We start from the raw sequence: 23767 nt of genomic DNA on the forward strand, positions 1-23767 counted from the left end.
TTTGCGGGTGTTTGCGGTGGTTCGGGGGTTGGTGTTTTATGCGGCTGGGAGGACTTTTGAATAAGCCTCACTTATCGTCTCTACTACTTAATTTTTGCCATTTATCCTTTATTTTGAGTTCGATATCTTTGGTTGATTCCATTAATCCAATAGCGTTGTTCTTTTCCGCAAGTGCATACAGTTGCTCAAAAAAATCTTTCGCTTCCATTTCTATACAATGAATATTTTTTCTCTTAAAATCAGGTTTTTGCCAATCTTCAATAGTTCTATTGATATATAGGGTAGGATGTTCATTGCTTAAAGATTTAGATTTGTTGATTGTTCTTGCAATATCAAATTCATTAGATAGACGAGTTCCAATGATTATAAAAGGTGATTCCTCGTATATACCTTCAAAAATACTGTGCCAAGTATTTTTATTTTCCACCAAAGATTGATAATTAGTAGGCGTAAATATCATCTTATCAGGGTGGCTTATTTGTCCATGCAAATGAACTATTGACAAATCATCAGAGTTTTCTGGAATTGAATTCTGATCCCAATTATAAAAATTTGTCGTTAGGAATGCTGATTTTTCCTTATGCTCATTATAGGCTTTGTGAAGTACATTATCGACATTTAAAGTCCAAATCTGTTTCCATCGAAATTGTACAAATTTTTCATACCACTTCGCAACATTCCTGCAGCGAAATGTATCTCTCAGGTAATCATAGAAAAAACTCTCATCTTTATGGTTCCGGAGACGGCATTCTTCGAATAAACCATTTAAATCTGCTTTTAAATAAAAATCCTCCAGATAGAAATCTTTTACTAAATTCTTGGTAAATTGGGAAATGACAGGTATATTCTTATCTAAATTATTTACTGAATCTGCACTGGCTCCAGCTCCAAGAAAAATATGATATTTTCTTTTTTTTAATCCTTGCAAGACCTGTTCTTTTATTCCAAGATTAATAAGTTCTTTTTCTAAATCCATGATTCTAGCTCTCAAGATAAGAGAAGCGCAGGCTTATATTCCTGCGCTTCTAATTTCAATTTTTACTTACTCATTTATTGCTTTATTTCAACCCAGCCACAATCTCATTCAGCTTTGCCGACGGGCGCATCGCTGCGTCTGCCTTCTCGTCGGAGGGCTTGTAGTAGCCGCCCAGCTCAACCGCTGAACCCTGCACGCCAAGCAGTTCGGCGTTGATTGCATCCTCGTTCTCAGCCAGAGCCTTGGCAATGGGTGCGAAATTTTCAGCAAGCTCAGCGTTATCCTTCTGGTTAGCCAATTCCTCAGCCCAGTACTTAGCCAAGTAGAAGTGCGAACCGCGGTTGTCGATCTCGCCCACCTTGCGTGAAGGAGACTTGTTCTCGTTTAAGAAAGTACCGGTTGCGGCGTCCAAAGTATCAGCTAGAACCTGAGCCGCCTCATTGCCAGTGGTCTTAGCCTGGTGCTCGAATGAAGCGGCCAGAGCCAAGAATTCACCGAGCGAATCCCAGCGCAAGTGGTTCTCTTCCACAAGCTGCTGAACGTGCTTAGGCGCAGAACCACCCGCGCCGGTCTCGAACAGACCACCGCCGTTAATCAAAGGAACAATCGAGAGCATCTTTGCAGAGGTACCCAGTTCCAAAATGGGGAAGAGGTCAGTGTTGTAGTCACGCAACACGTTACCGGTTACCGAGATGGTGTCCTCGCCCTTGCGGATGCGCTCAATCGAGAACTTAGTTGCCTCGATGGGGGAGAGGATACGGATATCCAAACCTTCGGTGTCGTGCTCGGGTAGGTACTTATTGACCTTTTCAATCAGGTTTCGGTCGTGAGCGCGGGACTCATCCAACCAGAAAACGGCGGGAGTTTCAGACGCGCGGGCGCGAGTCACAGCGAGCTTGACCCAGTCCTGAACAGGGATGTCCTTGGTCTGGCATGCGCGCCAGATGTCGCCAGCCTGAACGTCGTGTTCAATGAGAACATCGCCAGCGGAGTTTACAACCTGCACCTTACCCTCGGTTGCAATCTCAAAGGTCTTATCGTGTGAGCCGTATTCTTCAGCCTTCTGCGCCATCAAGCCAACGTTAGGTACGGTGCCCATGGTGGTGGGATCGAATGCGCCGTTCTTCTTGCAGTCATCAATTACTGCCTGGTAGATGCCAGCGTAAGAAGAATCGGGGAGAACCGCTAGGGTGTCCTGCTCCTCGCCGTCCTTATTCCACATGTGACCGGAGGAGCGAATCATTGCAGGCATGGAAGCATCCACAATGACGTCGGAGGGAACGTGCAGGTTGGTGATGCCCTTATCAGAGTTCACCATGGCAAGAGCGGGGCCTTCTGCAAAGCCCTTTTCGATTTCTGCGCGTACGCCGTCCTGAATGTCAGCGGGCAGGGAATCAATGCCGGAGAGAATTACGCCCAGGCCATTGTTGCCGTTCAGGCCTGCGGCTTCAAGCTGCTCGCCGTACTTAGAGAAGAGGGAAGGGAAGAACGCGCGAACTACGTGACCGAAGATGATGGGGTCAGATACCTTCATCATGGTTGCCTTCAGGTGCACGGAGAAGAGCACTCCGGTTTCCTTGGCAAGAGCAATTTCGTTCTTGAGGAATTCATCGAGTGCTTCAACGTTCATGAAAGTGCCATCGACGATTTCGCCGGCAAGAACGGGTAGCGACTCCTTCAGAACAGTGACGTCGCCATTAGCGGCAATGTGCTGAATCTTCAGAGTATCGTCTGACTCCATCACCACTGACTTCTCGTTATCGCGGAAATCAGCCTTGCCCATGGTGGCAACAGAAGTCTTGGAATCGGCTGACCAAGCACCCATGGAGTGGGGGTTCTTGCGAGCAAAGTTCTTTACCGAAAGAGGTGCGCGGCGGTCAGAGTTACCCTCACGCAGAACGGGGTTCACAGCCGAACCCTTCACACGGTCGTAGCGTGCGCGCACATCCTTATCTTTGTCGTCCTTGATTTCCTCGGGGTAATCAGGAATCGCATAACCGGCAGCCTGCAGCTCCGCTACAGCAGCTTTGAGCTGGGGAACCGATGCCGAAATGTTGGGAAGCTTGATGATGTTTGCCTCAGGAGTCTTAGCCAATTCGCCCAGCTCTGCCAGGGCATCAGCAACCTTCTGATCTTCTTTCAAATAATCAGGGAACTGGGCAAGAATACGACCTGCCAGGGAAATGTCGCGGGTTTCTACCTCAATACCGGCGCTTGCTGCAAACGCTTCAACAATGGGCTTGAAGGAATAAGTGGCGAGCAAAGGTGCTTCATCGGTGTGGGTGTAAATAATCTTTGACATTGAGAAACTCTCCCAAAATAGGCGTCTATGTTCTCATCTAGAATACCCTCCTGTGCCTGTCACCACAGAATACTTAGCGTGGAATGAACCTTATCTTTTGTTTTATGACGGTTTGTGAGAGGGGATCTGGCGCAGTTTTTGCGCTCGTGAGAGGCTGGTAAAGACACCAAGCCGGCAAAACTGAGGAGAAATCATGAAGATTCACATCAAACGCATCTTTGAAGATAAGGCACAGGGCGACGGTACGCGCATTCTCGTGGATCGCATCTGGCCCCGCGGAATCAAGAAAGAAGACGCCGAAATCGACGACTGGGCGAAAGATCTAGCTCCTTCGACTGACGCTCGCAAAGACTTCAACCACGACCCCGATAAATTTGAAGAATTCGCAGAGCGCTACGAGCAAGAACTCGAACAGAGCGACGAGGCACAGGATTACATCGACAAACTCAAGGCTGACAAGCCCCTAAACCTCACGCTCCTTTTTGCCGCCAAAGATACCGAACATAACCACGCGCTCGTCCTGCAGAAGTATCTGCAAAAACACATCGCTGAAGCCTCTTTGGGTAACCGCCCGAAGGGGTAAAGCTAAACAAGGGGGCATATAGTTAACCCCATGGCTTCTTTTATATGTGTCTCTGCCGTCGTCTTTCGGAACGAATCGGGAGAAGTACTTACCGTGCGAAAGCGCGGAACAACCGGTTTTATGCTTCCCGGGGGAAAACCCGAAGAGGGAGAGGGTGCCGCAGCTACCGCACTTCGAGAAGTATATGAAGAACTGAACCTCAAACTCACCAAAGACGATATCGAATACATGGGCACCTATGTTGCTCCTGCCCTGAACGAGGCAGGTTTTGAGGTGCGTGCTCACGTTTTTGAATGGCAGCCCGCCGACATGGGATCTTTTGAGATGCTCCGCGACCTGAGCCCTGCCGCCGAAATCGAAGAGGTACTGTGGGTTCACCCTGAAACCGGCGACCACCACAATCAGGCTCCTCTCAATACTGAGTGCGTTTTTCGCAAGCTAGAGAAAATGCCGTTACAAATTGAGGAACCCGCGGCAAAAAATAGTCAGCCCCAGAAATCTTTAGCTGTGTTCTTGGGGTCATCGCAGGGCAATGACCCTCGATTTTCTCAGGTTGCGCGTGAGCTAGGCGGTGCGCTGGCGGAAAACAATATTGCACTGGTTTACGGCGGTGGACGCACGGGTCTCATGGGTGAGCTCGCCAACGGCGCGCACGAAGGTGGCGGCACGGTCTATGGCATTATTCCCCGTTTTATGGTGGAAAAAGAGAAAGCGCATACTGGTATTTCTAACCTGGAAATTGTCAGTGACATGCATGAGCGTAAAGCCCGTATGGCGAGCCTTGCCGATGCTTTCGTTGCTCTGCCTGGTGGTCCGGGAACCTTGGAAGAATTCTTTGAGGTGTGGACGTGGAACTATCTGCAGATTCACCGTAAGCCCGTTATATTACTCAACGTTGATGGGTTCTGGGATCCGCTACTTGCCATGATTTCTTCGATGCAGGATGCAGGTTTTGTGAATCCCGTGTATATGGAGAAGCTCAAAGTAGTGGATTCAGTGGAAGGCTTGATGAATCTCTTGTCAAAATAATACTTGAAGCGTAAAGTAATCAATCAAGAAGAAACTTTACGTGGAAAGTATATCAATGTTTGGTATCAACCAAGAATCTACCCCGACAGAAAACAAGCTCCCCGCTCTGACCACCATGGGCGCCGTGCGTCTGCGTGTCAAAGACATGAACGCCGTCTACGACTTCTACACCAAGGGAGTTGGTCTCTATGAAATCAACTCATCCAACGGCGAAGTGATGCTCGGGCTTGAAGATCACGATGAACAGGGCAACCCCGTTGAGCGAGTCATCTTGTTTCTCGAACATGACCCCGAACTGCGCCACCCCTCGCGCACCGACGCCGGTCTGTTCCACACCGCAGTTCTGTTCCCCACCAAAGCAGAGCTTTCGAAGTCATTGGTGAGCACGCTCAACAAGTACCAGGAGCTGTACACCGGCGCCGGCGAGCACCTGGTGAGCCAGGCATTCTACTTCGCAGACCCCGAGGGCAACGGCGTGGAACTCTACTGGGACCGCCCCCGCGATGAATGGACATGGTCAAATGGTGAAGTTCGCATGGACACCCTCTACATTGACCCCATCCAGTTCATCCGTGAAAACCTCACCGAAGAAGAAATCGTGAAGGCTGCTACTTCCACCGATCCACTGGGGCTAACCGGCACTATCGGTCACGTTCACCTACAGGTGGGCGATACCGCCGTCGCTCAGGACTTCTACGTCAAAGCACTGGGCTTTGACCGCACCTTGGGCATGGGTAATCAGGCTCTGTTCGTTTCCGCAGGTGGCTACCACCACCACATGGCAATGAACATCTGGAACTCTCGCGGTGCAGGACCCCGCGACAAGACCCTGGGTCTAGGCATCGTCAATCTGCAGCTCCCCGGCCAGGAATCCATCGCCCAGGCAGCTGACCGCCTCAAATTCCACGGCATCAAGAGCGAATTCGACGGCAACGCACTGCGCGTGAACGACCCCTGGAACAACACGCTGATTCTCAACCCAACAGCATAAGGGTTTATTCACAGGGAATTTAAGTGCCGCCCGGAGCAGCATCGGCAAACAATCCCTCTCGCCCGCTTCGCTGGCGCTCAGAAGGACGATTCACGCCAGACCCAGCCAGTTTGCCGACCGCTGCCCCGAGCCGGCAATATACCTTTGAATAAACAGGTTAAATCCAAAATTGAACATTTGTGCCCGGCTCACCATATGAGCCGGGCACGCGTGTTTTGAGGCGGCTCTGTACTCTAGTGCCATGATAGAAAACACTTACTTGGACCAGCTCATCGGGGCTACACGCATCACCGACCTCACCGCTAACCGCAACGGGGACGTCGTCGCAAGTTTCTTTATTTCCCCGACGAAGGTCACTGGATTCTGGGACCGGGTAACTCAAAGATTTGGTACCAGACGGTGCTGGCATTTTTGAAAAAGCATGTGATGGGTGAAGAATTTGAGGCTCCACGTTTGCTGGGTAATCCCCACCCCCAGGGGCGGTATCAGAAGCCGGAGGAACAGGTGGCAACGTCCATGCTGCCCATCATTCAGCCGGTTCCTGAATTTTTGCCGGAACATCAGTCTGGCAAGGACGAATAGAGGGGACTAGATGCCGGCGGGGTCGCGGTGTTTGCGATAGTTCTGGAATCTCTTGATGAGGTTGATGGTGGGGGTAATGTGCACAATTAGCCATACGGGCGCTACTACAATCACCAGCATGTAGAGAACTCGGAATAATGAGGACACCGCATCCCCGCCGGTATGCACTACCGACGCCATCCACACCATCAAAGTGAACATTAGTACGGTAGAGACCACAGCGTAGCTCATGCCCCACACCAGTTCTGAGGTGCTGGAATAAGCCCGCGAATTTAGATACAGGTGAAAATACCGATAGATACCCTGAAAAAGATTGGCATCTTCTTGCGCAGGAACACGGGGCTTGTTCTCTGATTGGATGTCCTCATCCTCATCGAAACCATCCACCGATACAGCTCCTAAATCGTCCTGAGTAGGAGCATCATAGGTATAGAGGCGGTTTGAGTGATGGGGCTGTTCAGTTGGAGACATAGGGGTAACTTTACCTAAAGGAAGGAAAGTTCGCAGTGACTCAGAAAGTACCTCAATCCATGCGTGTTTTGCTCACCTACTTTGGCGCTTTTGAGGGTGTGCCGGTGAATCCTACTGATCGGTTGGCTCATGCGGTGCACGCTCACTGTGAGGAGCATCCCGAGTGGGCAGTGGAAGTTATTCTTCAAGAGTTACCCGTTGTCTTTGGTGAGTCGGCACGACGGTTGAATAAAACCATAGTCGCCGAAACACCTGATGCAGTCATTGCCTTGGGTGTAGCGGTGGGGCGGAATAAAGTCAGTTTAGAGCGTGTAGCCATAAACCTGGATGATGCGCGAATCGCAGATACTGAGGGCATTCAGCGCAAAGATTCTCCCATCGTGGCAGAAGCACCTGCCGCCTATTTTTCCACGTTGCCCACGCGCGCCGTCGTTGAAAAAGCTCAGGCACTGAATCTGCCTGCAGAGCTGAGTTACACCGCAGGAACCTATGTGTGCAACCATGTTTTTTATTCGCTGATGCACGCGGTTGCCGGCACAACTATTCCAGCCGGGTTTATCCATGTTCCTGCCTTGGAATTTGAAACAGAACCACAAAATCAACTCGTTGCCCATGTGGACGCCGGGGGAGTAGAAGGCACAGCAATACCTACTATTTCGGTAGAAGAAGCGAAGCAAATTATTACTCTTGCCATCCTAGAAATTTCTGAAAGGTAAACCATGACTCAGAACCACTTTCCGCCACCGACGCCTTACTCGTATGTTCCGCAGCCGCGTCCGTCGGTGTCCTTCAAACAAGCTATGCGCAACAACAAAAGGTACCTGTGGCATTTCAGCGGACGAGCCTCCCGGAGCGAATTTTGGAAGCCCTGGGGACTGTGGGTAGCGGTGTGCATCCTGCCTCTTATCGCGGGTTATATCGGTTGGATAGCGATTGTTTTTAATATGGGCTCACAACCAGGTTCTGCTTTCGCTAGTTTTGTCCTGATTTATTTCTTGGTCTACGCCTTTTTGGTTTTTGCGCTGGGAATTACCTTCACTCTGATGACGCTTTCCCTGGGCTGGCGTAGGTTGCAGGACGCCGGCTTCCCTGGCGCTCTGTGGCTATTAAATTTCATCGGGATAGGCATAGTGCCCTTGGTGATGTGCATGATGCCGGCATCGCATAACGGGTTGAGCTACGACGGCCCGCAAGACTTTAACCGTCCGTAAGTTTTGAGGCTGAAGTTGTAGATACGAAAAGTGACCGGCATCGATGACCGGTCGCTTATCTAAGCCACGCCTTTTACAATACTGCCGCGGGCAGCCCCGTCACAGCCGAGGCTGTGACGGGGCGCCAGGCGTATACCGTGAAGACTTCTACTTACGTTGATTGAGGTAGAAACCGATGAGGTTCTGAGTGGAAGAATCTTGTTCAGCGAGAACTTCACGGTTTCCCGCTACAGCAGGTGCTAGCTGTTGAGCGAGCTGCTTGCCGAGTTCCACGCCCCACTGGTCGAAGGAGTCGATACCCCACACAACGCCCTGTACGAAGGTGATGTGTTCGTAGAGTGCAATGAGCTGCCCCAGCACGGAAGGCGTGAGCTTGGACGCCATGATGGACGTCGTCGGGCGGTTGCCCGTAAAGACGCGGGCGGGAACGATTGCTTCATCGGTGCCTTCGGCGCGAACCTCATCTGCGGTTTTGCCAAAGGCTAGTGCTTTCGTCTGGGCAAAGAAGTTTGCAAGGAAAAGCTCGTGAACGTCCTGGTCGCCGTCTTTGGTGGCGTGTACCGGGTTGGCGAACGCAATGAAGTCGGCAGGGATGATGCGAGTTCCCTGGTGGATGAGCTGGTAGAAGGCATGCTGACCGTTGGTGCCGGGTTCTCCCCAGAAAACTTCACCGGTGTTGTAGATAACCGGTTTACCTTCGGCGGTGACTCCCTTGCCGTTGGATTCCATGGTGAGCTGCTGCAGGTAGGCAGGGAAGCGGTGCAGGTACTGGTCATAGGGGAGTACCGCGTGCGTTTCAGCGCCGAGGAAGTTGACGTTCCAAATATTCAGCAGACCCATGAGCGCTGGAACATTTTCTTCAAGAGATGCGGTGCGGAAGTGCTCGTCCATGGCGTGAAAGCCAGCGAGGAATTCTTCAAAGACGTCGGGACCCAGCACAATCGCCAGAGAAGTACCGATGGCTGAGTCGACGGAGTAGCGACCGCCTACCCAGTTCCAGAAACCAAAAGCGTTCTCGGGGTCGATGCCGAAGTCCTTGACCTTATCGAGTGCGGTGGAAACGGCAATAAAGTGGGACGCTACAGCGTCGTTTTCTTCTTTACCCTCGAGCGCACCGTTCTCGCGGAGGGAATCGAGAAGCCACTGACGGCACACTCGGGCGTTGGTGAGAGTCTCTAGCGTTCCGAAGGTCTTTGAAGCCACAATGAAGAGCGTGGTTTCGGGGTCCAAATCAGCTACGGTCTCTGCGGCGTCGGTGGGGTCGATATTAGAGATAAAACGTGCTTCTAGGCCGTCCTGCGCGTAAGGCTTGAGAGCCTCGTAGACCATGACCGGGCCCAAGTCTGAGCCACCAATACCGATATTCACTACGGTTTCAATCTTCTTGCCGGTGATACCGGTCCACTCGCCGGAGCGCACGCGGTCGGCGAAATCGTACATACGACCGAGTACTTCTTGCACATCGGCATCAACGTTCTGACCATCTACCTGAAGTTCTGGGGAAATATCAGAGGGACGGCGTAGCGCAGTATGCAGTACAGCGCGATCTTCGGTCACGTTGATATGTTCACCGGAGAACATCGCCGCACGGCGTTCATCGAGCTTAACCTCGGCTGCAAGTTTCTTCAGCGATTCGAGAATTTCGGTGTTGATGATGTTCTTCGAGAGGTCAACGAGCAAATCTGCAGCCTCGAATGTGAAGCGTTCTGCACGCTTAGAATCTTCTGCAAACCAACCGCGTAGATCAGGCTTGAGATTCTTGCTGTGCTCATTCAACTCAGCCCAAGCGGATGTGGTCGTGGGATCAACAATATTTTTAGTCATGGCTCAATTTTCCCACTCGTGTGCCAACGATGCCAGCTCTAGCACAAGATGACAGGCAGGTTTATTCTCCGGGTTACTCCTACCACCAGGGGCAGCCTCGGCAAGCGATCCCTCTCGCCTGTCTCGCTAGCGCTCGCAAAGGCGATTCACGCCAGACCCAGCCAGCTTGCCTCCAGCTGCCCCTGGTTGCCGGTTCCCCCTAAATAAAGAACCCAAGACTCTCTTGTGATTTCTCTCAGCTTAATTACTTCAATCTGGTAATACGCCGTCAATTTCGTTACGTTAGATAAGGCTAATGTCATTCTTGGGCGGAATTACGCCCAACAACACATCACATTTTATTGGTACGTAACTAGATTCATAAGGTATTTTCTATGGCACATTCACATGCGGCTCCGCCGGGCGATGCCCCTGATATTCGCCACGGCGATATTGACGCACAGGCAGAAGAAAATATGCGCGAGGGTACACTTGCACCCCGCGTTTTCTGGCCAGCTGCTATTATCATGGCTATTTTTATTGGCCTCACCTTGGCTTTTCCCCAAAAAGCAAAAGGTATTTTTGACGCTCTGCAGTCAGACGTCATCTCATATTTTGGCTGGTACTACGTTGCCATCGTTGCCTTCTTTGTAGTCTTTGCGCTCTACCTGGGTTTTTCCCGCATGGGCGATATCAAGCTCGGTAGCGATGACGACAAACCCGCCTACTCGTTCCGAACCTGGTTCGCGTTCCTCTTCGCAGCAGGTATGGGTATTGGTCTAGTTTTCTACGGTGCAACTGAACCGCTGATGCACTTCGTTTCCCCGCGCCCCGGGGTCGATGGAACTCCTGAGCAGGTTGCTCAAGAAGCAATGAGTCAGTCTTACCTACACTGGGGTCTGCACCCCTGGGCGATCTATGTGATCGTTGGTTTGGCTATTGCCTACGCTACGCACCGTCTGAAGCTACCCCTATCTATCCGTTACTCGCTGAAACCACTGCTGGGGGATCGAGTCAAGGGTAAATGGGGCGACGTTATTGATATCGTCGCTCTGGTAGGAACTCTCTTTGGTGTGGCGACCTCCCTGGGCCTGGGTGTGATGCAGATTGCCGCTGGTCTGGGTTTTCTGAACATCCCTGCAGAGGGCAACCTCTGGCTGACCGGAATCATCTTGGTTCTCATGGGCATCACACTTTTCTCGGTGGTAACCGGTCTTGAAAAGGGCATGAAATGGCTCTCCAACGGCAACTTGATTCTTGCAGCTATTGTTTGTCTTTTCGTTCTAGCAGTTGGTCCCACCATCTTCTTGCTCCGCGAATTCATCGGTTCACTGGGGCACTACTTCCAGAACGTTATTTACATGACCTTCGATACCCTGGCAATGTATGGGGACGAAGGTCAGAAATTCCAGGCAACCTGGACCACCTTCTACTGGGGCTGGTGGATTTCATGGTCGCCCTTCGTAGGCATGTTCATTGCGCGCGTTTCTAAGGGTCGTTCGGTCCGTGAATTCGTCGTCGGCGTACTGCTTGTTCCCGCGTTTACCTCCTTCTTCTGGTTCGCTGTGATGGGCGGTACTGCACTTCACCAGGAGCTCTTCGGCGATGTGGCTTTGCGCAACGAAGACGGCAGCGTAACCGCTGAAAATGCCCTCTTCCATATGCTGGGCAACCTGCCTGGTGGCGTCATCCTCACCATCGGCGCGGTAATTTTGATTACCGTATTCTTCGTAACCTCCGCTGACTCTGGCGCGCTGGTTCTGGGCATGATTTCCACCAACGGTTCACCCGAACCCAAGACATGGATTCGCGTGTTCTGGTGCTTGGTTGCTGCCTTTACAGCAATCGCCCTGATCTGGGCAGGCGGCACAGATTCCCTGTCAGCTATCCAGACGGTAGCGATTTTGACGGCAATCCCGTTCTCCCTCGTCATTCTGATGATGTGTGTATCGCTCTACAAGGCACTGAGCTTTGAACACAAGCTCTTTATCCGCGCTCAGCGTCGTAATGCTCGTGAAGAAATTGCTCTTGAGCTACGCGATAATCTTGGTGAACAGGTTGATGAGATGGTTGCTTCCGGTGTGGACCGCCGTCTGGCAACAGCAGTGGATGAAGCAGTTGAAGAAGCAGTGGACGCCAAGGTCGAGCGAAAGGTTAACCTCGCCGTCAACGAAAAACTCGATGAACGGGTTGAATCCGCAGTTGCTTCCACCGTGGACGAAGTTGCTTTCCAGGTGCAGGCAAACACCGTTGCAATCCAAGAGCTGAAAGAAAACTCTTCTGGTTCTGAATCAGCAAGCAACGGACCCTGGGATAAGTAGCTGTTTAAGTGGCGACTTAGCTTGGCACAGCGGGCGGCAAGCTGGCTGGGGCTGGCATGAATCGCATCAGTGAGCGCTAGCGAACCCATGCGAGAAGGATTGCTTGCCGCCGCTGTGTCAGGCTATAGAGCGCAAATAAGCGGTGCATCTCATCGCCAGTTGTGGCAGGAGATGCACCGCTTTGCTATATCTCCTAGGTTAAAGAATTATTGGGAGGTTCATCACCGCATTACCTTGTTTTAGCGTTCTAACGCGTATAGTTGCTAGCAAGCCCTCACCCGCGAGTGCTCATTTCCTATGCACAGAATCCGGGTTATTGGGCAGTAACACTCCCTAGACTTAAGCGAGATTTATACGCATGTCAGAAAACACAGCTTCACGTAGCGATTTGCGCAACGTAGCAATCGTGGCGCACGTTGACCACGGTAAGACCACCATCGTTGACGCAATGCTAAAGCAGACCAACGCTTTCTCCACTCACGGAGACGTTGAAGATCGTGTCATGGACTCGGGCGACCTTGAAAAAGAAAAAGGTATTACCATCCTGGCAAAGAACACCACAGTGTTCTATGAAGGTCCCTCGGCCAATGGTGAAGCAATCACCATTAACGTGATCGATACTCCCGGCCACGCCGACTTCGGTGGCGAGGTTGAGCGCGGTCTTTCCATGGTTGATGGCGTCGTTCTGCTTGTTGACGCATCGGAAGGCCCCCTTCCTCAGACTCGCTTCGTGCTCCGTAAGGCACTTGCAGCAAAACTCCCCGTTATCCTCGTGGTCAACAAGGTTGACCGCCCCGACGCTCGTATTGAAGAAGTCGTTGGCGAGACCATGGACCTTCTTCTGGGCTTGGGCTCTGACCTTGCAGATGAGGTTCCCGACCTTGACGTCGACGCCCTCTTGGACGTTCCCGTTGTGTACGCATCAGGTAAAGCTGGCGCAGCATCCTTAAACCAGCCTGCTGACGGTGCCCTGCCCGATAATGATGACCTGGAGCCTCTGTTCCAGACCATTCTTGAGCACGTTCCTGCTCCTACTTATAACCCCGATGAGGTTTTGCAGGCGCACGTTACTAACCTTGACTCCTCACCCTTCCTCGGTCGTCTTGCGCTACTGCGTATTTTCAACGGCACCTTGCGCAAGGGCCAGACCGTAGCGTGGGTACGCCAGGACGGTCAGACCAAGAACGTTCGTATCTCCGAACTTCTGGCAACCAAGGCACTTGAGCGCGTTCCTGCTGAATCAGCTGGCCCCGGTGAAATCGTGGCAGTTGCGGGTATCGAAGACATCACCATTGGTGAAACTTTGACTGACCCCGAGAACCCCAAGCCGCTGCCTTTGATTACTGTGGACGATCCCGCGATCTCTATGACCATTGGTATTAACACCTCACCTCTTGCAGGTCGTGTTAAGGGCGCGAAGGTAACCGCTCGTCAGGTGAAAGATCGCCTGGACAAAGAACTCATCGGTAACGTTTCTCTGAAGGTTCTTCCCACCCAGCGCCCAGACGCTTGGGAAGTTCAGGGTCGTGGCGAACTTGCTTTGGCTATTTTAGTGGAGCAGATGCGCCGTGAAGGCTTCGAGCTCACCGTAGGTAAGCCTCAGGTAGTGACCAAGACTATTGACGGCAAGATTCACGAACCTATGGAACATCTCATTATTGACGTTCCCGAAGAGTACCTCGGCGCTGTAACTCAGTTGCTTGCTGGTCGTAAGGGCCGCATGTCCGGTATGACCAACAATGGCACCGGCTGGGTTCGCATGGAATTTGATGTGCCCGCTCGTGGCCTGATTGGTTTCCGCACTCAGTTCTTGACTGATACTCGTGGCGCAGGCATCTCGTCGTCCTACTCCATCGGCTACGAGCCGTGGGCAGGCGACATCGAATACCGCACCAACGGCTCACTGGTAGCTGACCGTGCCGGTGTTGTGACTCCTTACGCCATGATTAACCTGCAGGAACGCGGTTCGTTCTTCGTGGAACCCACGACTGAGGTTTACGAAGGCATGATCGTTGGCGAGAACTCCCGTGCAGATGACATGGAAGTTAACATCACCAAGGAAAAGAAGCTCACTAACATGCGTAGTGCTTCTGCAGATAACTTCGAAAACCTTACTCCTCCCAAGAAGCTCACTTTGGAAGAGTCCCTAGAATTCGCTCGTGAAGACGAGTGCGTTGAGGTTACTCCCGAAGCTATCCGTATCCGCAAGGTTACGTTGGACGCTAACGAGCGCGTGCGCGAGTACCGCCGCCGTCACCGCGCCTAATCACTTAGCTGGCTCTTTGAGCCGGTAAACTTTCAGGGGACTGCCGTAAGGTGGTCCCCTGAGTTTTATGTTGGTCTTCTTTCAGGAGTATCTTTTGACGAGTCAGTCAGCGCCGCAGCAGCCGGCGGTTCCAGAGAATCAGCCTTATTACCCTGAACAGGGTAATTTTGTGGCTGCTCACGCGGTGTATTCTCTTTTGCCTGCGGGAGTAGATGCGCAGAATGCTCGCGTCTTATTTATTCACGCGCATCCGGATGACGAATCGACGTCTACCGGCGCCACTATGGGTGCACTCGCTGAAGAGGGCGCTCAAGTAGATTTGCTGACTCTCACGCGTGGCGAGATGGGTGAGGTAATTCCTGAGGACCTCAAACATCTTGAAGCCGCGCACCCGGGCACCACAGATTTTGGGGCAGCGCTGGGAGAGTATCGCGCGCAAGAGCTGGCTCAGGCGCTCGTTGCCCTCGGCGTAGATCGTCACTTTTTTCTGGGGCAGGACGTCGCCGCTGTTCCGGGCGGGCGGAAATTTTTCCGAGATTCGGGCATGGTGTGGGGTGCTGACGGTCGCGCTGCCGCTAACCCAGACGCCGCCCGAGACTGCTTGACAGCGCTAAATCTAGAAGAAGAAGCGTCAGGAATTGCTGCGGTGATTCGTGCACGCCGCCCGCACGTAGTGGTGACTTACGATCACGGTGGTGGTTACGGCCATCCCGATCATTTGCGGACCTATGAGGCGAGCATAAAGGCGCTTGAAATGGTAGCTGGTTCGGACGCCGAACCACTGTTGGTCTGGGGACTGGAAGGCGAAGCTGATCCAGCAGATACCCGCCAGCAGGCTGTCATCCAGGGTTCGCTGATGCGCAAACGTGCTGCTATGCAAGCGCATCGTACACAAATCATTGTGGTGGATGATGAGACTTTTCAGTATTCCAACCTTGTACCGCAAAAGATTTCTGCGCGGGAAACCTACCGCCTCTTACAGAGCAAGGTTCCAGAACACACGATGGAACTTAATTCGCTGGGCGGTAACGGTCCTCTCTCCAGTCGGAACGCTGATATTCATCCCAGCGTAGGGAATTCTGTACTGACAGGTATCGCTTTGGGGCTGCTCGTAGGTTTCATTGGGACGATGTACCATGCTTCCATTTGGTACATTAATGAATCCTTTTACATTCCCTGGGGCGCGTTGGTGGCACTCATTTTGGTGTTCTCTGCGGCCACTTGGAATTCCCTTCGCGCCGGAAGAAACTGGGCTGGCTCGCTGGTAGGGATTATTACTTTCTTGGTGGTTGCCCTCTTTGCATTCGCCAAGCCCCATTCGATTTTGGTGCTCGTCAATCCGGCGGTACCGGTGGGGGTCGCGGGAACTATGTGGATGCTTGGTTCTTTAGCCGCGACTATCGTTTCTAACGTCTGGGTGAACCGTTTGCGGTATCGAGCGCACAGATAAGCTGAGCCCATCCCCGGTTTTCTGCTGTCAGCTACACCACTAAACTATTTACCTGATGTTGTTCAGGGCTACCATTGAATAAGGTTTCAAAGCGCACACTGATTCTTTACGTGCGTAGCTCACTTGCCCAGAAAGGCCCACCGCATGACTTACGTTATTGCCCAGCCTTGCGTTGATGTCAAAGACCGCGCTTGCGTTGAGGAATGCCCCGTTGACTGCATCTACGAGGGTGAACGCACCCTCTACATTCACCCTGATGAATGCGTAGACTGCGGCGCGTGTGAACCCGTATGCCCCGTAGAAGCAATTTACTATGAGGACGACGTTCCCGAGCAGTGGGAAGAGTACACTCAGGCAAACGTCGATTTCTTTGACGATCTCGGTTCGCCCGGTGGCGCGGCTCGCCTGGGCAATACCGGCAAAGATGTCGACTGGATTGCAGCTTTGCCCAAGCAGAATCAGAGCTAAGTTTCATTTGAGAACTTAGTGTTCACCATAATTACAGAGTTTTCATTGTGCGGCACTATCTAGAGAGCTTGTAAATGAGTACCTCGAATTTTTTATCTCACCGACCTGAATGGACAAATGGGGATATTAATCGAATTGGAGATTCTCTGAGGGCTGATAACCAGCTTAGTGAAGATCAAGATTCCCTATGGGGTGATTTTCTTGTCCATTCAGAGAAATTCATTGAAGAATTAAATCTTATCCTTGAAAACATCATCTCTTCATTTATTGAGGGTGAGAAAAGTCGGGGTTGCTCAGATATAAGCGTCGAGATATCTACAAGAGTGAAGACTGAAATTTCCATTAAAGAAAAACTGCGGAGACAAAGAACCAAACTGTCGCGAATCCAAGATATCGCGGGCTTGCGGTGCCAGATTAATTGCAACCTAACTCAGCTGGAAGAGCTATCCCGAACAAGCGAAGAGGTCTTAGATGAACCTGGAGTGACAGTTGTTCGTAAAAATCTTCTTAACGGAGAACATGCGGGGTACAGGGCAATTCATCTGCATATCACCTATCCTGCGGGTAGAGCAGAGCTTCAATTCCGTACAGAGTCGCAGTCTCGTTGGGCGAATATCTATGAGCTCCTGGCTGATAAGATAGGACGAAGTATCAGATATCATGAGGGCGTTGAAAGTAGTCATCCTCAAGCTGAGATTCTGAACCAATCTTTGGAAATTTCAAAAAAAGTATTCTCATTAGAGCAACAGTCGACTAGTCTTCAACAAAAAATTTATAATTCGCCTCAGTCTTGCGAGCTAAACATGCTCTACAATAAACTTGAAGAGATTAACAGAAAAAAAGTTTTGTGCTTGGATGAGTTCGAGCAGGCTGTTGCGCTCTTGGAGTCTCTGGAGAAGGAACGGTCAAAATGACGTCATTTGTACTTACATATAATCGAACCCTTGGGACACTTGGAACCCTCAAAGAATTCCCAAGTCGAGAGAAAGCAATCCGGGAAAGAGTGAAGCTTGAGAGGGAGAAGAACGATGAAAAAATTGAAGTCGTTTCCATCTCTGCTGTTTCCTTGGAAGCGCTGAAAAAATCTCATTCTCGTTACTTTATACAAAATCAAGTTGCCTAAAGGAAGCTTTGACTAAAGGCACAGTGTTCCAGCGATACTGTGCCTTTAAGCATAAATTAGCCTGAAGAACATAAAAATTGACTTCAGAGAAGGACTGCACCATGAGCTTTGGCCTTGATTTACCCGATTATCCCTGGAACCGCATGGCCCCCTATAAAGCGAAGGCTGAAAAACATCCTGATGGATTAGTCAATCTGTCCATTGGCACGCCGGTAGATCCCACCCCTGAAACGATTGGTAAAGCATTAGCTGCTGCAACTGATGCTCATGGCTATCCGACTACACAGGGTACTGTAGAAGTTCGTCAGGCAATTGTGAATTGGTTTGCTCGACGACGCAACGTGCCCGGTCTTTCGGTAGAGCAGGTCATGCCTACGGTAGGTTCCAAAGAACTGGTGGCATGGTTGCCTTTCCTATTGGGGCTGGGGGAGGGCGACGTCGTCATGCGACCGACCGTTGCCTACCCTACCTACGATATTGGTGCTCAGCTGGCAGGGGCAGACCATGTAGCGGCGGACCATCTGGAAGATTTAGATGAAGAAACCCGTTCGCGAGTAAAACTCATCTGGGTCAATTCACCGGCAAACCCCACCGGTATTGTGCGCCATACCAAGGACCTCAAAAATCTAGTGGACCAGGCGCGAGAACTTGGCGCAGTAGTGGCATCGGATGAATGCTATGCCGAGCTAGGCTGGGGCGAATGGGATGTGCAACAGGGCGGTAAGCCTGTGCCTTCCATCCTTGACCCGGAAATCAGTGGCGGAACTCAGGATCTCCTGTTCAGTGTTTATTCGCTCTCCAAACAGTCTAATTTGGCAGGCTATCGAGCGGCTTTCATCGCGGGCGATCCCGCGATTATGCCTAATCTGATTAATTCTCGTAAGCACGCGGGAATGATTGTTCCTGCACCCATCCAAGCGGCAATGGTAGCAGCACTTTCTGACGATACGCACGTCCAGGAGCAGAAGGATCGCTACCGACGACGTCGCGAACTTCTCCTACCTGCAGTGGAAAAATTTGGTCTAAAAGTTGAGCACTCAGAAGCGGGGCTTTACCTCTGGGCGACGGCGGGAGAGGACACCTGGCGCACCGTTGACCGTTTCGCAGAAAAGGGCATATTGATTGGCCCCGGCGTGTTCTACGGCGAGCAAGGCGAAGGATTCGTACGTATTGCGCTCACTGGAAGTGATGCAGATATCACCGCCGCAGCACAGCGTTTGAGCGAATAATCGCTTCATATTGGGTCAAACAGCGTGAAATCATGTCAGAAACACTTTATCGATGTGACCGTGGACATGAATCCGAGTAACCTATAACCAAGATCATTTGTTTACTCCGCCTATTGCATATCTTGCACCCACCCCGGTGGCGCGCTCAACGCAGTAAGCGGAGCAAATATTTGCTCCAACACACGGAGGAAAATTTTTATGACTAACGCCAAAGACGCTGAACTCTCCTACGGAGAGAAAAAACTTACCCTTGAGCACATTGACTCAACGGAAGGCAACGGTGCGTTTAACGCCGCCGGTTTGCTCAAAGAAACCGGGCGCGTTGCCTACGACCCCGGGTTCATGAACACCGCCAACGCAAAATCAGCAATCACCTACATCGACGGCGATGAAGGTATTCTGCGCTACCGCGGTTACCCCATCGACGAACTGGCAGAGAAATCAAACTTTGTTGAAACCGCATATCTGCTGATTTACGGAAACCTTCCCTCTGCATCAGAATACGAAGAATTTGAAACCATGATTCGCCGCCATACTATGGTGCACGAGGATTTCAAGACGTTCTTCGACGGTTTCCCCCGCGACGCGCACCCCATGGCCGTGCTGGCTGCATCAGTCTCTGCTATGTCGACCTTCTATTCTGACTCGCTGGATCCTTTTGATGACCGCCAGGTAGAAATCTCTACTTTCCGCTTGCTCTCCAAGGTACCCACCCTTGCCGCTTATGCTTTCAAGAAGTCTAAGGGCGAGCCGTTCATGTACCCCCAGAACAAGCTTAACTATGCAGAGAATCTGTTGCAGATGTGCTTCGGTTTCCCCACCGAGGAATACGAAGTTGACCCTGTGATGGCGAAGGCACTCGATACCCTCTTGCTTCTGCACGCTGATCACGAGCAGAACTGCTCAGCATCCACCGTACGCTTGGTAGGTTCGGCTCACGCCAATATCTTCACTTCAATCTCTGCGGGCATTAACGCCCTCTATGGCCCCCTACACGGTGGTGCCAACGAAGCTGTTCTGAACATGCTCCGTAAGATTCAGGCTGAAGGAATTGAGCCTGAGCAGTTTATGGAAAAGGTCAAGAACAAAGAAGACGGCATCCGCCTGATGGGTTTTGGCCACCGCGTCTACAAGAACTACGATCCGCGCGCTCGCATCATTAAGAAGACCGCTGATGAGGTTCTGGAACAGATGGGTGGCAATAACGAGCTACTCGACATCGCGCGCCGCCTTGAAGAAAAGGCTTTGGCGGATGATTACTTCATCGAGCGTAAGCTGTACCCCAACGTGGACTTCTATACCGGCATGATCTACAAGGCGATGGGCTTCCCTGAAGAAATGTTCACTGTTCTCTTCGCCCTGGGGCGAATGCCCGGCTGGATTGCTCAGTGGCGCGAAATGATTCAGGACCCTGAAACCAAGATTGGACGCCCCCGACAGGTTTACATTGGTGAAGGACTGCGCCACTACCCGGGTGCTAAATAGCCTTCAAAACGAATAAAAAAGTACACTTTTAGCTCATCAATACAAGCGTTAGCTTGTACGGATAGAGCTAAAAGTGTACTTTTTGTTTGGCTCTAAAAACCTTTAGGCTTCGTAACCGTTGGGGTTGCTCTTCTGCCAGTTCCAGTGATCGCGAACCATGGTCTTGATGTCACGCTGTGCGGACCAGCCCAAATCTGCCAGAGCAGAAGAAGGATCAGCGTAGGAAACTGCGACGTCGCCGGGGCGGCGCTCCACAATTTTATAGGGGAGCTCCTTGCCACAGGCTTCTTCGAAAGCGTGCAGAACTTCTAGAACCGAGTAACCGTTGCCGGTACCCAGGTTCCAGGTGTGCAAGCCACCGTTCTTCGCGATGAAATCCAAAGCTTTCAGATGGCCATCTGCAAGATCAACTACGTGAATGTAGTCACGGACGCCGGTGCCGTCTACCGTGGGGTAATCGTTGCCGAAGACACTGAGGAACTCGCGACGTCCTACAGCAACCTGAGCGATGAATGGCACAAGGTTGTTAGGAATACCCGAGGGGTCCTCGCCAATACGACCTGATTCGTGTGCGCCCACGGGGTTGAAGTAGCGCAGAAGCGCGATATTCCACGAGGAATCTGAAGCGCCTAGGTCACGCAAGATGTCTTCAATGTGCTCTTTGGTGCGACCGTAGCAGGACTGCGCGTCCATGTTAATCTTCTCGGTCAAAGGCATCTCTTCAGGCTCGCCGTATACGGTTGCCGAGGATGAGAATACGATGGACTTGCAATCAGCGGCTTCCATCGCTGCCAGCAGGTTCAGAGTACCGGTGACGTTCGTGCGGTAGTACCACAGTGGCATGGACGCGGATTCGCCGACAGCTTTCAGACCCGCGAAGTGGATTACCGCTTCGGGCTTCTCTTCAACAAAGAGATCTTTCATGCCTTCCGCATCGAGCAAATCAACCTTGTGGAACTTTGCCTCTTTACCAGTAAGCTCTGCGACTCGGCGGAGCGATTCCTCAGAAGAGTTAGCAAGGTTGTCCATGACAACAACTTCATGCCCTGCATTGAGCAACTCTAAAACGGTGTGCGAACCAATGTATCCGGCACCGCCGGTAACCATAATCTTCATATTTCTCCCTTAAATGGTTTTGAGAACCACTTTACCGGGTCAATCCACCACAAATCATCAGCGGCTCAACCCAGAAAGTCCTACAAGTCTTTTCCTGATTAGTTGGCGTGCAGAGCGTCGTTGAGTTCCACCGTGTTGTTGGCGCGGGGGAGAGCTTCAACCCGACCGGATTCTGAATTGCGACGGAACAGAAGATTTGAGACACCTGAAAGAGCGCGAGCCTTGACTACCCGAGGTTCTTGCCCCTCCTGTAAAACGCTAACGCGGGTGCCAGCGGTGATGTACAAACCGGCTTCGACCACGCAGTCGTCACCAATAGCGATTCCGACGCCGGCTTCAGCGCCGATGAGGGAACGTTCACCAATAGAAACTCGTTCTGTACCGCCACCGGACAGCGTGCCCATAGTGGATGCGCCACCGCCGACGTCAGAGCCATCGCCCACGATAACGCCCTGGGAAATGCGCCCCTCCACCATAGAGGTGCCGCGGGTTCCCGCATTGAAATTGACGAAGCCCTCGTGCATCACGGTGGTGCCCGACGCCAGGTGGGCACCCAAGCGCACGCGGTCGGCGTCGCCAATTCGCACCCCGCCAGGAACAACGTAATCAATCATGCGGGGAAATTTGTCCACGTGTGAAATAGAAACGTGACCACGCTTGCGGAGCCCTGGAAGTAGAGCGTCGATCTCAGAGGCAAGAACCGGGCCATAGTTAGTCCAGGCAACATTGGTGAGCTTGCCAAAAAGACCGTCCAGGTTAAGAGTGTTTGGCTCCACCAAACACCAGGAAAGGAGATGCAGACGTAGGTAGGCATCCGAGGCATCTGCAGGAGCAGCATTCAAATCAATAGTCTTCGAAACAACCTCGGTGCGGACATTGCGATCTGCTTCTTCACCCACTAGCTCTTCAAGTTGAGCGCGAGCAGATTCATCAGCTTTCGCGCCCAAGACAGGGTTGGGAAACCAAGTGTCCAGTACGGTTCCAGCATTCTCGCCAGAGGCAACTACTGTAGCAAGCCCCAAGCCAGAGGCGGGACGTGAATTATTTTCAGTCATAGAACCAGCTTAAGGGGAAGCTCAAATTCGTGCACTCCCTTCGCATGATGTGAGACTAAACAATGGCGAAGAAACCAAAAACTGTAAAGTATTTTCTATGAGCCTCAAAGAATACACTGCTGAACAATTCAAAAAATTCGGGCCTGCGGAGCTTGATATCCATCAGGACGTCGCGCAGCTGACCGCTGATCTTCTCGATATTTACTCCGTTTCGGGCGAAGAAAAACGGCTGGCAGACATCGTCGAAAATGCGCTGACCAACCTGGAAAACTTGGAGATTACCCGCGATGGCGATTCCATTATCGCTCGTACTGATTTCGGCAAAGATAAACGCGTGGTACTTGCCGGACATCTCGACACCGTGCCGCTGCCTGCTGTAGAAGGTTCTGAAGGTACCGTTCCTTCAGTATGGAAAGAAGAAGCAGGGGAGCGAGTTCTCTTTGGGCGCGGAGCTACCGATATGAAAGGCGGGGTGGCGGTTCAACTAGCCTTAGCAGCCCACCTGACTGATTCTGCCTATGACATCACCTACGTATTCTACGACCATGAAGAAGTGTCTTCGGAACTATCTGGGCTAGGTAGGCTCATGCGCAACCATGCAGAGAAGCTCACTGACGCGGATTTCGCCGTCCTGCTAGAACCCACAGACGGAACCATCGAGGGTGGGTGCAACGGCACCATGCGTTTTTGGATTCATACCCAGGGCTTACGGGCGCACTCTGGCAGGGCTTGGAAAGGTAAGAACGCGATTCACCAGTTGGCTGATATTCTGACTCGCCTTTCCAACTATGAGCCGCAGACCTACGACGTCGAAGGGCTCGCCTTCCGCGAGGGACTGAGCGCAGTAGAAATCTCAGGTGGGGTAGCAGGAAACGTGATTCCCGACGAGGCATCCGTCCATATCAATTACCGGTTCGCACCCAACAAAACGTTAGATGAGGCGATTGCACACGTTGAAGAAGTATTCGCAGGGTATGACCTCGATTTTGTAGATCAGTCCTCTGCTGCACGCCCGGGGCTGGACGCACCGATGAGTCGGTCGCTCATTGAATCGGTGGGGCAAGAGCCCAAACCTAAATACGGGTGGACGGACGTGGCGCGCTTCTCAGAAATTGGTATCTCTGCGGTGAACTTCGGCCCCGGAGATGCCCTTTTAGCCCACTCCGATAATGAACATGTGAAAGCTTCAGATATTCAGCGAACCTACGAGCAGTTGAAAAACTGGCTCACCGCCTAGACTCCTTACAAAGATGCCCCGTGCAGAGAAATCTGCACGGGGCATTTTGGTGAGGAAAAGTCCCTACTT

General features: G+C 51.8%; 20 protein-coding genes and 1 pseudogene. 15 read left to right on the plus strand and 6 right to left on the minus strand.

Annotated features, from left to right (window positions below):
• Positions 1-67 precede the first annotated feature (67 nt).
• Complete coding sequence (locus ACFR81_RS06810) at positions 68-976, minus strand: SIR2 family protein (RefSeq protein WP_343875537.1); 909 nt, start codon at positions 974-976, stop codon at positions 68-70.
• Positions 977-1058: 82 nt separating this feature from the next.
• Positions 1059-3278, minus strand: a complete 2220-nt coding sequence (locus ACFR81_RS06815; protein WP_343875534.1) for an NADP-dependent isocitrate dehydrogenase — start codon at positions 3276-3278, stop codon at positions 1059-1061.
• A 193-nt stretch (positions 3279-3471) separates the two neighbouring features.
• Here ACFR81_RS06815 and ACFR81_RS06820 point away from each other — a divergent pair, with 193 nt between their 5' ends.
• The 4 genes and pseudogenes from ACFR81_RS06820 to ACFR81_RS06835 form a co-directional block, all read left to right on the plus strand.
• Entirely contained in the window at positions 3472-3861 is a 390-nt protein-coding gene (locus ACFR81_RS06820) for a DUF488 domain-containing protein (RefSeq protein WP_145173541.1), read from the plus strand.
• A gap of 30 nt (positions 3862-3891) precedes the next feature.
• On the plus strand, positions 3892-4890 hold the full coding sequence (locus tag ACFR81_RS06825; RefSeq protein WP_145173538.1) for a TIGR00730 family Rossman fold protein: 999 nt from the start codon (positions 3892-3894) through the stop codon (positions 4888-4890).
• A 40-nt stretch (positions 4891-4930) separates the two neighbouring features.
• Complete coding sequence (locus tag ACFR81_RS06830; protein WP_343875529.1) at positions 4931-5881, plus strand: VOC family protein; 951 nt, start codon at positions 4931-4933, stop codon at positions 5879-5881.
• Between the two features lie 327 nt (positions 5882-6208).
• Positions 6209-6463, plus strand: a pseudogene (locus ACFR81_RS06835) (prolyl oligopeptidase family serine peptidase); the annotation flags it as partial.
• Positions 6464-6469: 6 nt separating this feature from the next.
• Here the strand turns inward: ACFR81_RS06835 and ACFR81_RS06840 are convergent.
• A complete protein-coding gene (locus tag ACFR81_RS06840; protein WP_343875526.1) occupies positions 6470-6934 on the minus strand; it encodes a hypothetical protein in 465 nt (154 codons plus the stop codon).
• Positions 6935-6969: 35 nt separating this feature from the next.
• On the opposite strand from ACFR81_RS06840, the gene ACFR81_RS06845 reads away from it, so the two are divergent.
• Positions 6970-7650: a pyroglutamyl-peptidase I gene (locus tag ACFR81_RS06845; protein WP_343875523.1), complete on the plus strand. Its 681-nt coding sequence runs from the start codon at positions 6970-6972 to the stop codon at positions 7648-7650.
• 3 nt (positions 7651-7653) lie between these two features.
• Positions 7654-8145 (plus strand): DUF805 domain-containing protein, encoded by a 492-nt coding sequence (locus tag ACFR81_RS06850; RefSeq protein ID WP_068171462.1) that lies wholly within the window; start codon positions 7654-7656, stop codon positions 8143-8145.
• Positions 8146-8292: 147 nt separating this feature from the next.
• Here ACFR81_RS06850 and pgi read toward each other — a convergent pair whose 3' ends face one another.
• Positions 8293-9969, minus strand: coding sequence for a glucose-6-phosphate isomerase (gene pgi / locus ACFR81_RS06855; protein WP_343875519.1), 1677 nt, complete (start codon positions 9967-9969; stop codon positions 8293-8295).
• Between the two features lie 374 nt (positions 9970-10343).
• Here pgi and ACFR81_RS06860 point away from each other — a divergent pair, with 374 nt between their 5' ends.
• The 8 genes from ACFR81_RS06860 (at position 10344) to ACFR81_RS06895 (ending at position 20290) form a co-directional block, all read left to right on the plus strand.
• Positions 10344-12269 carry a BCCT family transporter gene (locus tag ACFR81_RS06860; RefSeq protein ID WP_343875517.1) on the plus strand — a complete coding sequence of 642 codons (1926 nt, stop codon included), beginning with the start codon at positions 10344-10346 and terminating at the stop codon, positions 12267-12269.
• A gap of 358 nt (positions 12270-12627) precedes the next feature.
• Entirely contained in the window at positions 12628-14535 is a 1908-nt protein-coding gene (typA, locus tag ACFR81_RS06865) for a translational GTPase TypA (RefSeq protein WP_068171455.1), read from the plus strand.
• Between the two features lie 94 nt (positions 14536-14629).
• Entirely contained in the window at positions 14630-15985 is a 1356-nt protein-coding gene (locus ACFR81_RS06870) for a PIG-L family deacetylase (RefSeq protein ID WP_343875513.1), read from the plus strand.
• A gap of 144 nt (positions 15986-16129) precedes the next feature.
• A complete protein-coding gene (gene fdxA, locus ACFR81_RS06875) occupies positions 16130-16453 on the plus strand; it encodes a ferredoxin (RefSeq protein WP_068171450.1) in 324 nt (107 codons plus the stop codon).
• Positions 16454-16527: 74 nt separating this feature from the next.
• Positions 16528-17367, plus strand: a complete 840-nt coding sequence (locus ACFR81_RS06880; protein WP_343875509.1) for a nucleotidyltransferase family protein — start codon at positions 16528-16530, stop codon at positions 17365-17367.
• The gene (locus ACFR81_RS06885) at positions 17364-17576 is read left to right on the plus strand and encodes a hypothetical protein (protein WP_343875507.1); all 213 of its coding nucleotides are present in this window, start codon (positions 17364-17366) and stop codon (positions 17574-17576) included. Before ACFR81_RS06880 ends, ACFR81_RS06885 begins: the two co-directional genes overlap by 4 nt.
• Positions 17577-17677: 101 nt before the next feature.
• Positions 17678-18805: a succinyldiaminopimelate transaminase gene (dapC, locus tag ACFR81_RS06890; protein ID WP_343875504.1), complete on the plus strand. Its 1128-nt coding sequence runs from the start codon at positions 17678-17680 to the stop codon at positions 18803-18805.
• 198 nt (positions 18806-19003) lie between these two features.
• Positions 19004-20290, plus strand: a complete 1287-nt coding sequence (locus tag ACFR81_RS06895) for a citrate synthase (RefSeq protein ID WP_068171446.1) — start codon at positions 19004-19006, stop codon at positions 20288-20290.
• A 102-nt stretch (positions 20291-20392) separates the two neighbouring features.
• Here the strand turns inward: ACFR81_RS06895 and galE are convergent, their stop codons facing one another.
• Together galE and dapD are read right to left on the minus strand one after the other, a co-directional pair.
• Positions 20393-21406, minus strand: a complete 1014-nt coding sequence (galE, locus tag ACFR81_RS06900; RefSeq protein ID WP_343875501.1) for a UDP-glucose 4-epimerase GalE — start codon at positions 21404-21406, stop codon at positions 20393-20395.
• Positions 21407-21504: 98 nt separating this feature from the next.
• Positions 21505-22461, minus strand: a complete 957-nt coding sequence (gene dapD / locus ACFR81_RS06905; protein ID WP_343875499.1) for a 2,3,4,5-tetrahydropyridine-2,6-dicarboxylate N-succinyltransferase — start codon at positions 22459-22461, stop codon at positions 21505-21507.
• Positions 22462-22558: 97 nt separating this feature from the next.
• Here dapD and dapE point away from each other — a divergent pair, with 97 nt between their 5' ends.
• Positions 22559-23698, plus strand: a complete 1140-nt coding sequence (dapE, locus tag ACFR81_RS06910) for a succinyl-diaminopimelate desuccinylase (protein ID WP_343875497.1) — start codon at positions 22559-22561, stop codon at positions 23696-23698.
• Positions 23699-23767: the final 69 nt, after the last annotated feature.

This window comes from Rothia amarae, assembly GCF_042677725.1.
Classification (GTDB): Bacteria; Actinomycetota; Actinomycetes; order Actinomycetales; family Micrococcaceae; genus Rothia; species Rothia amarae.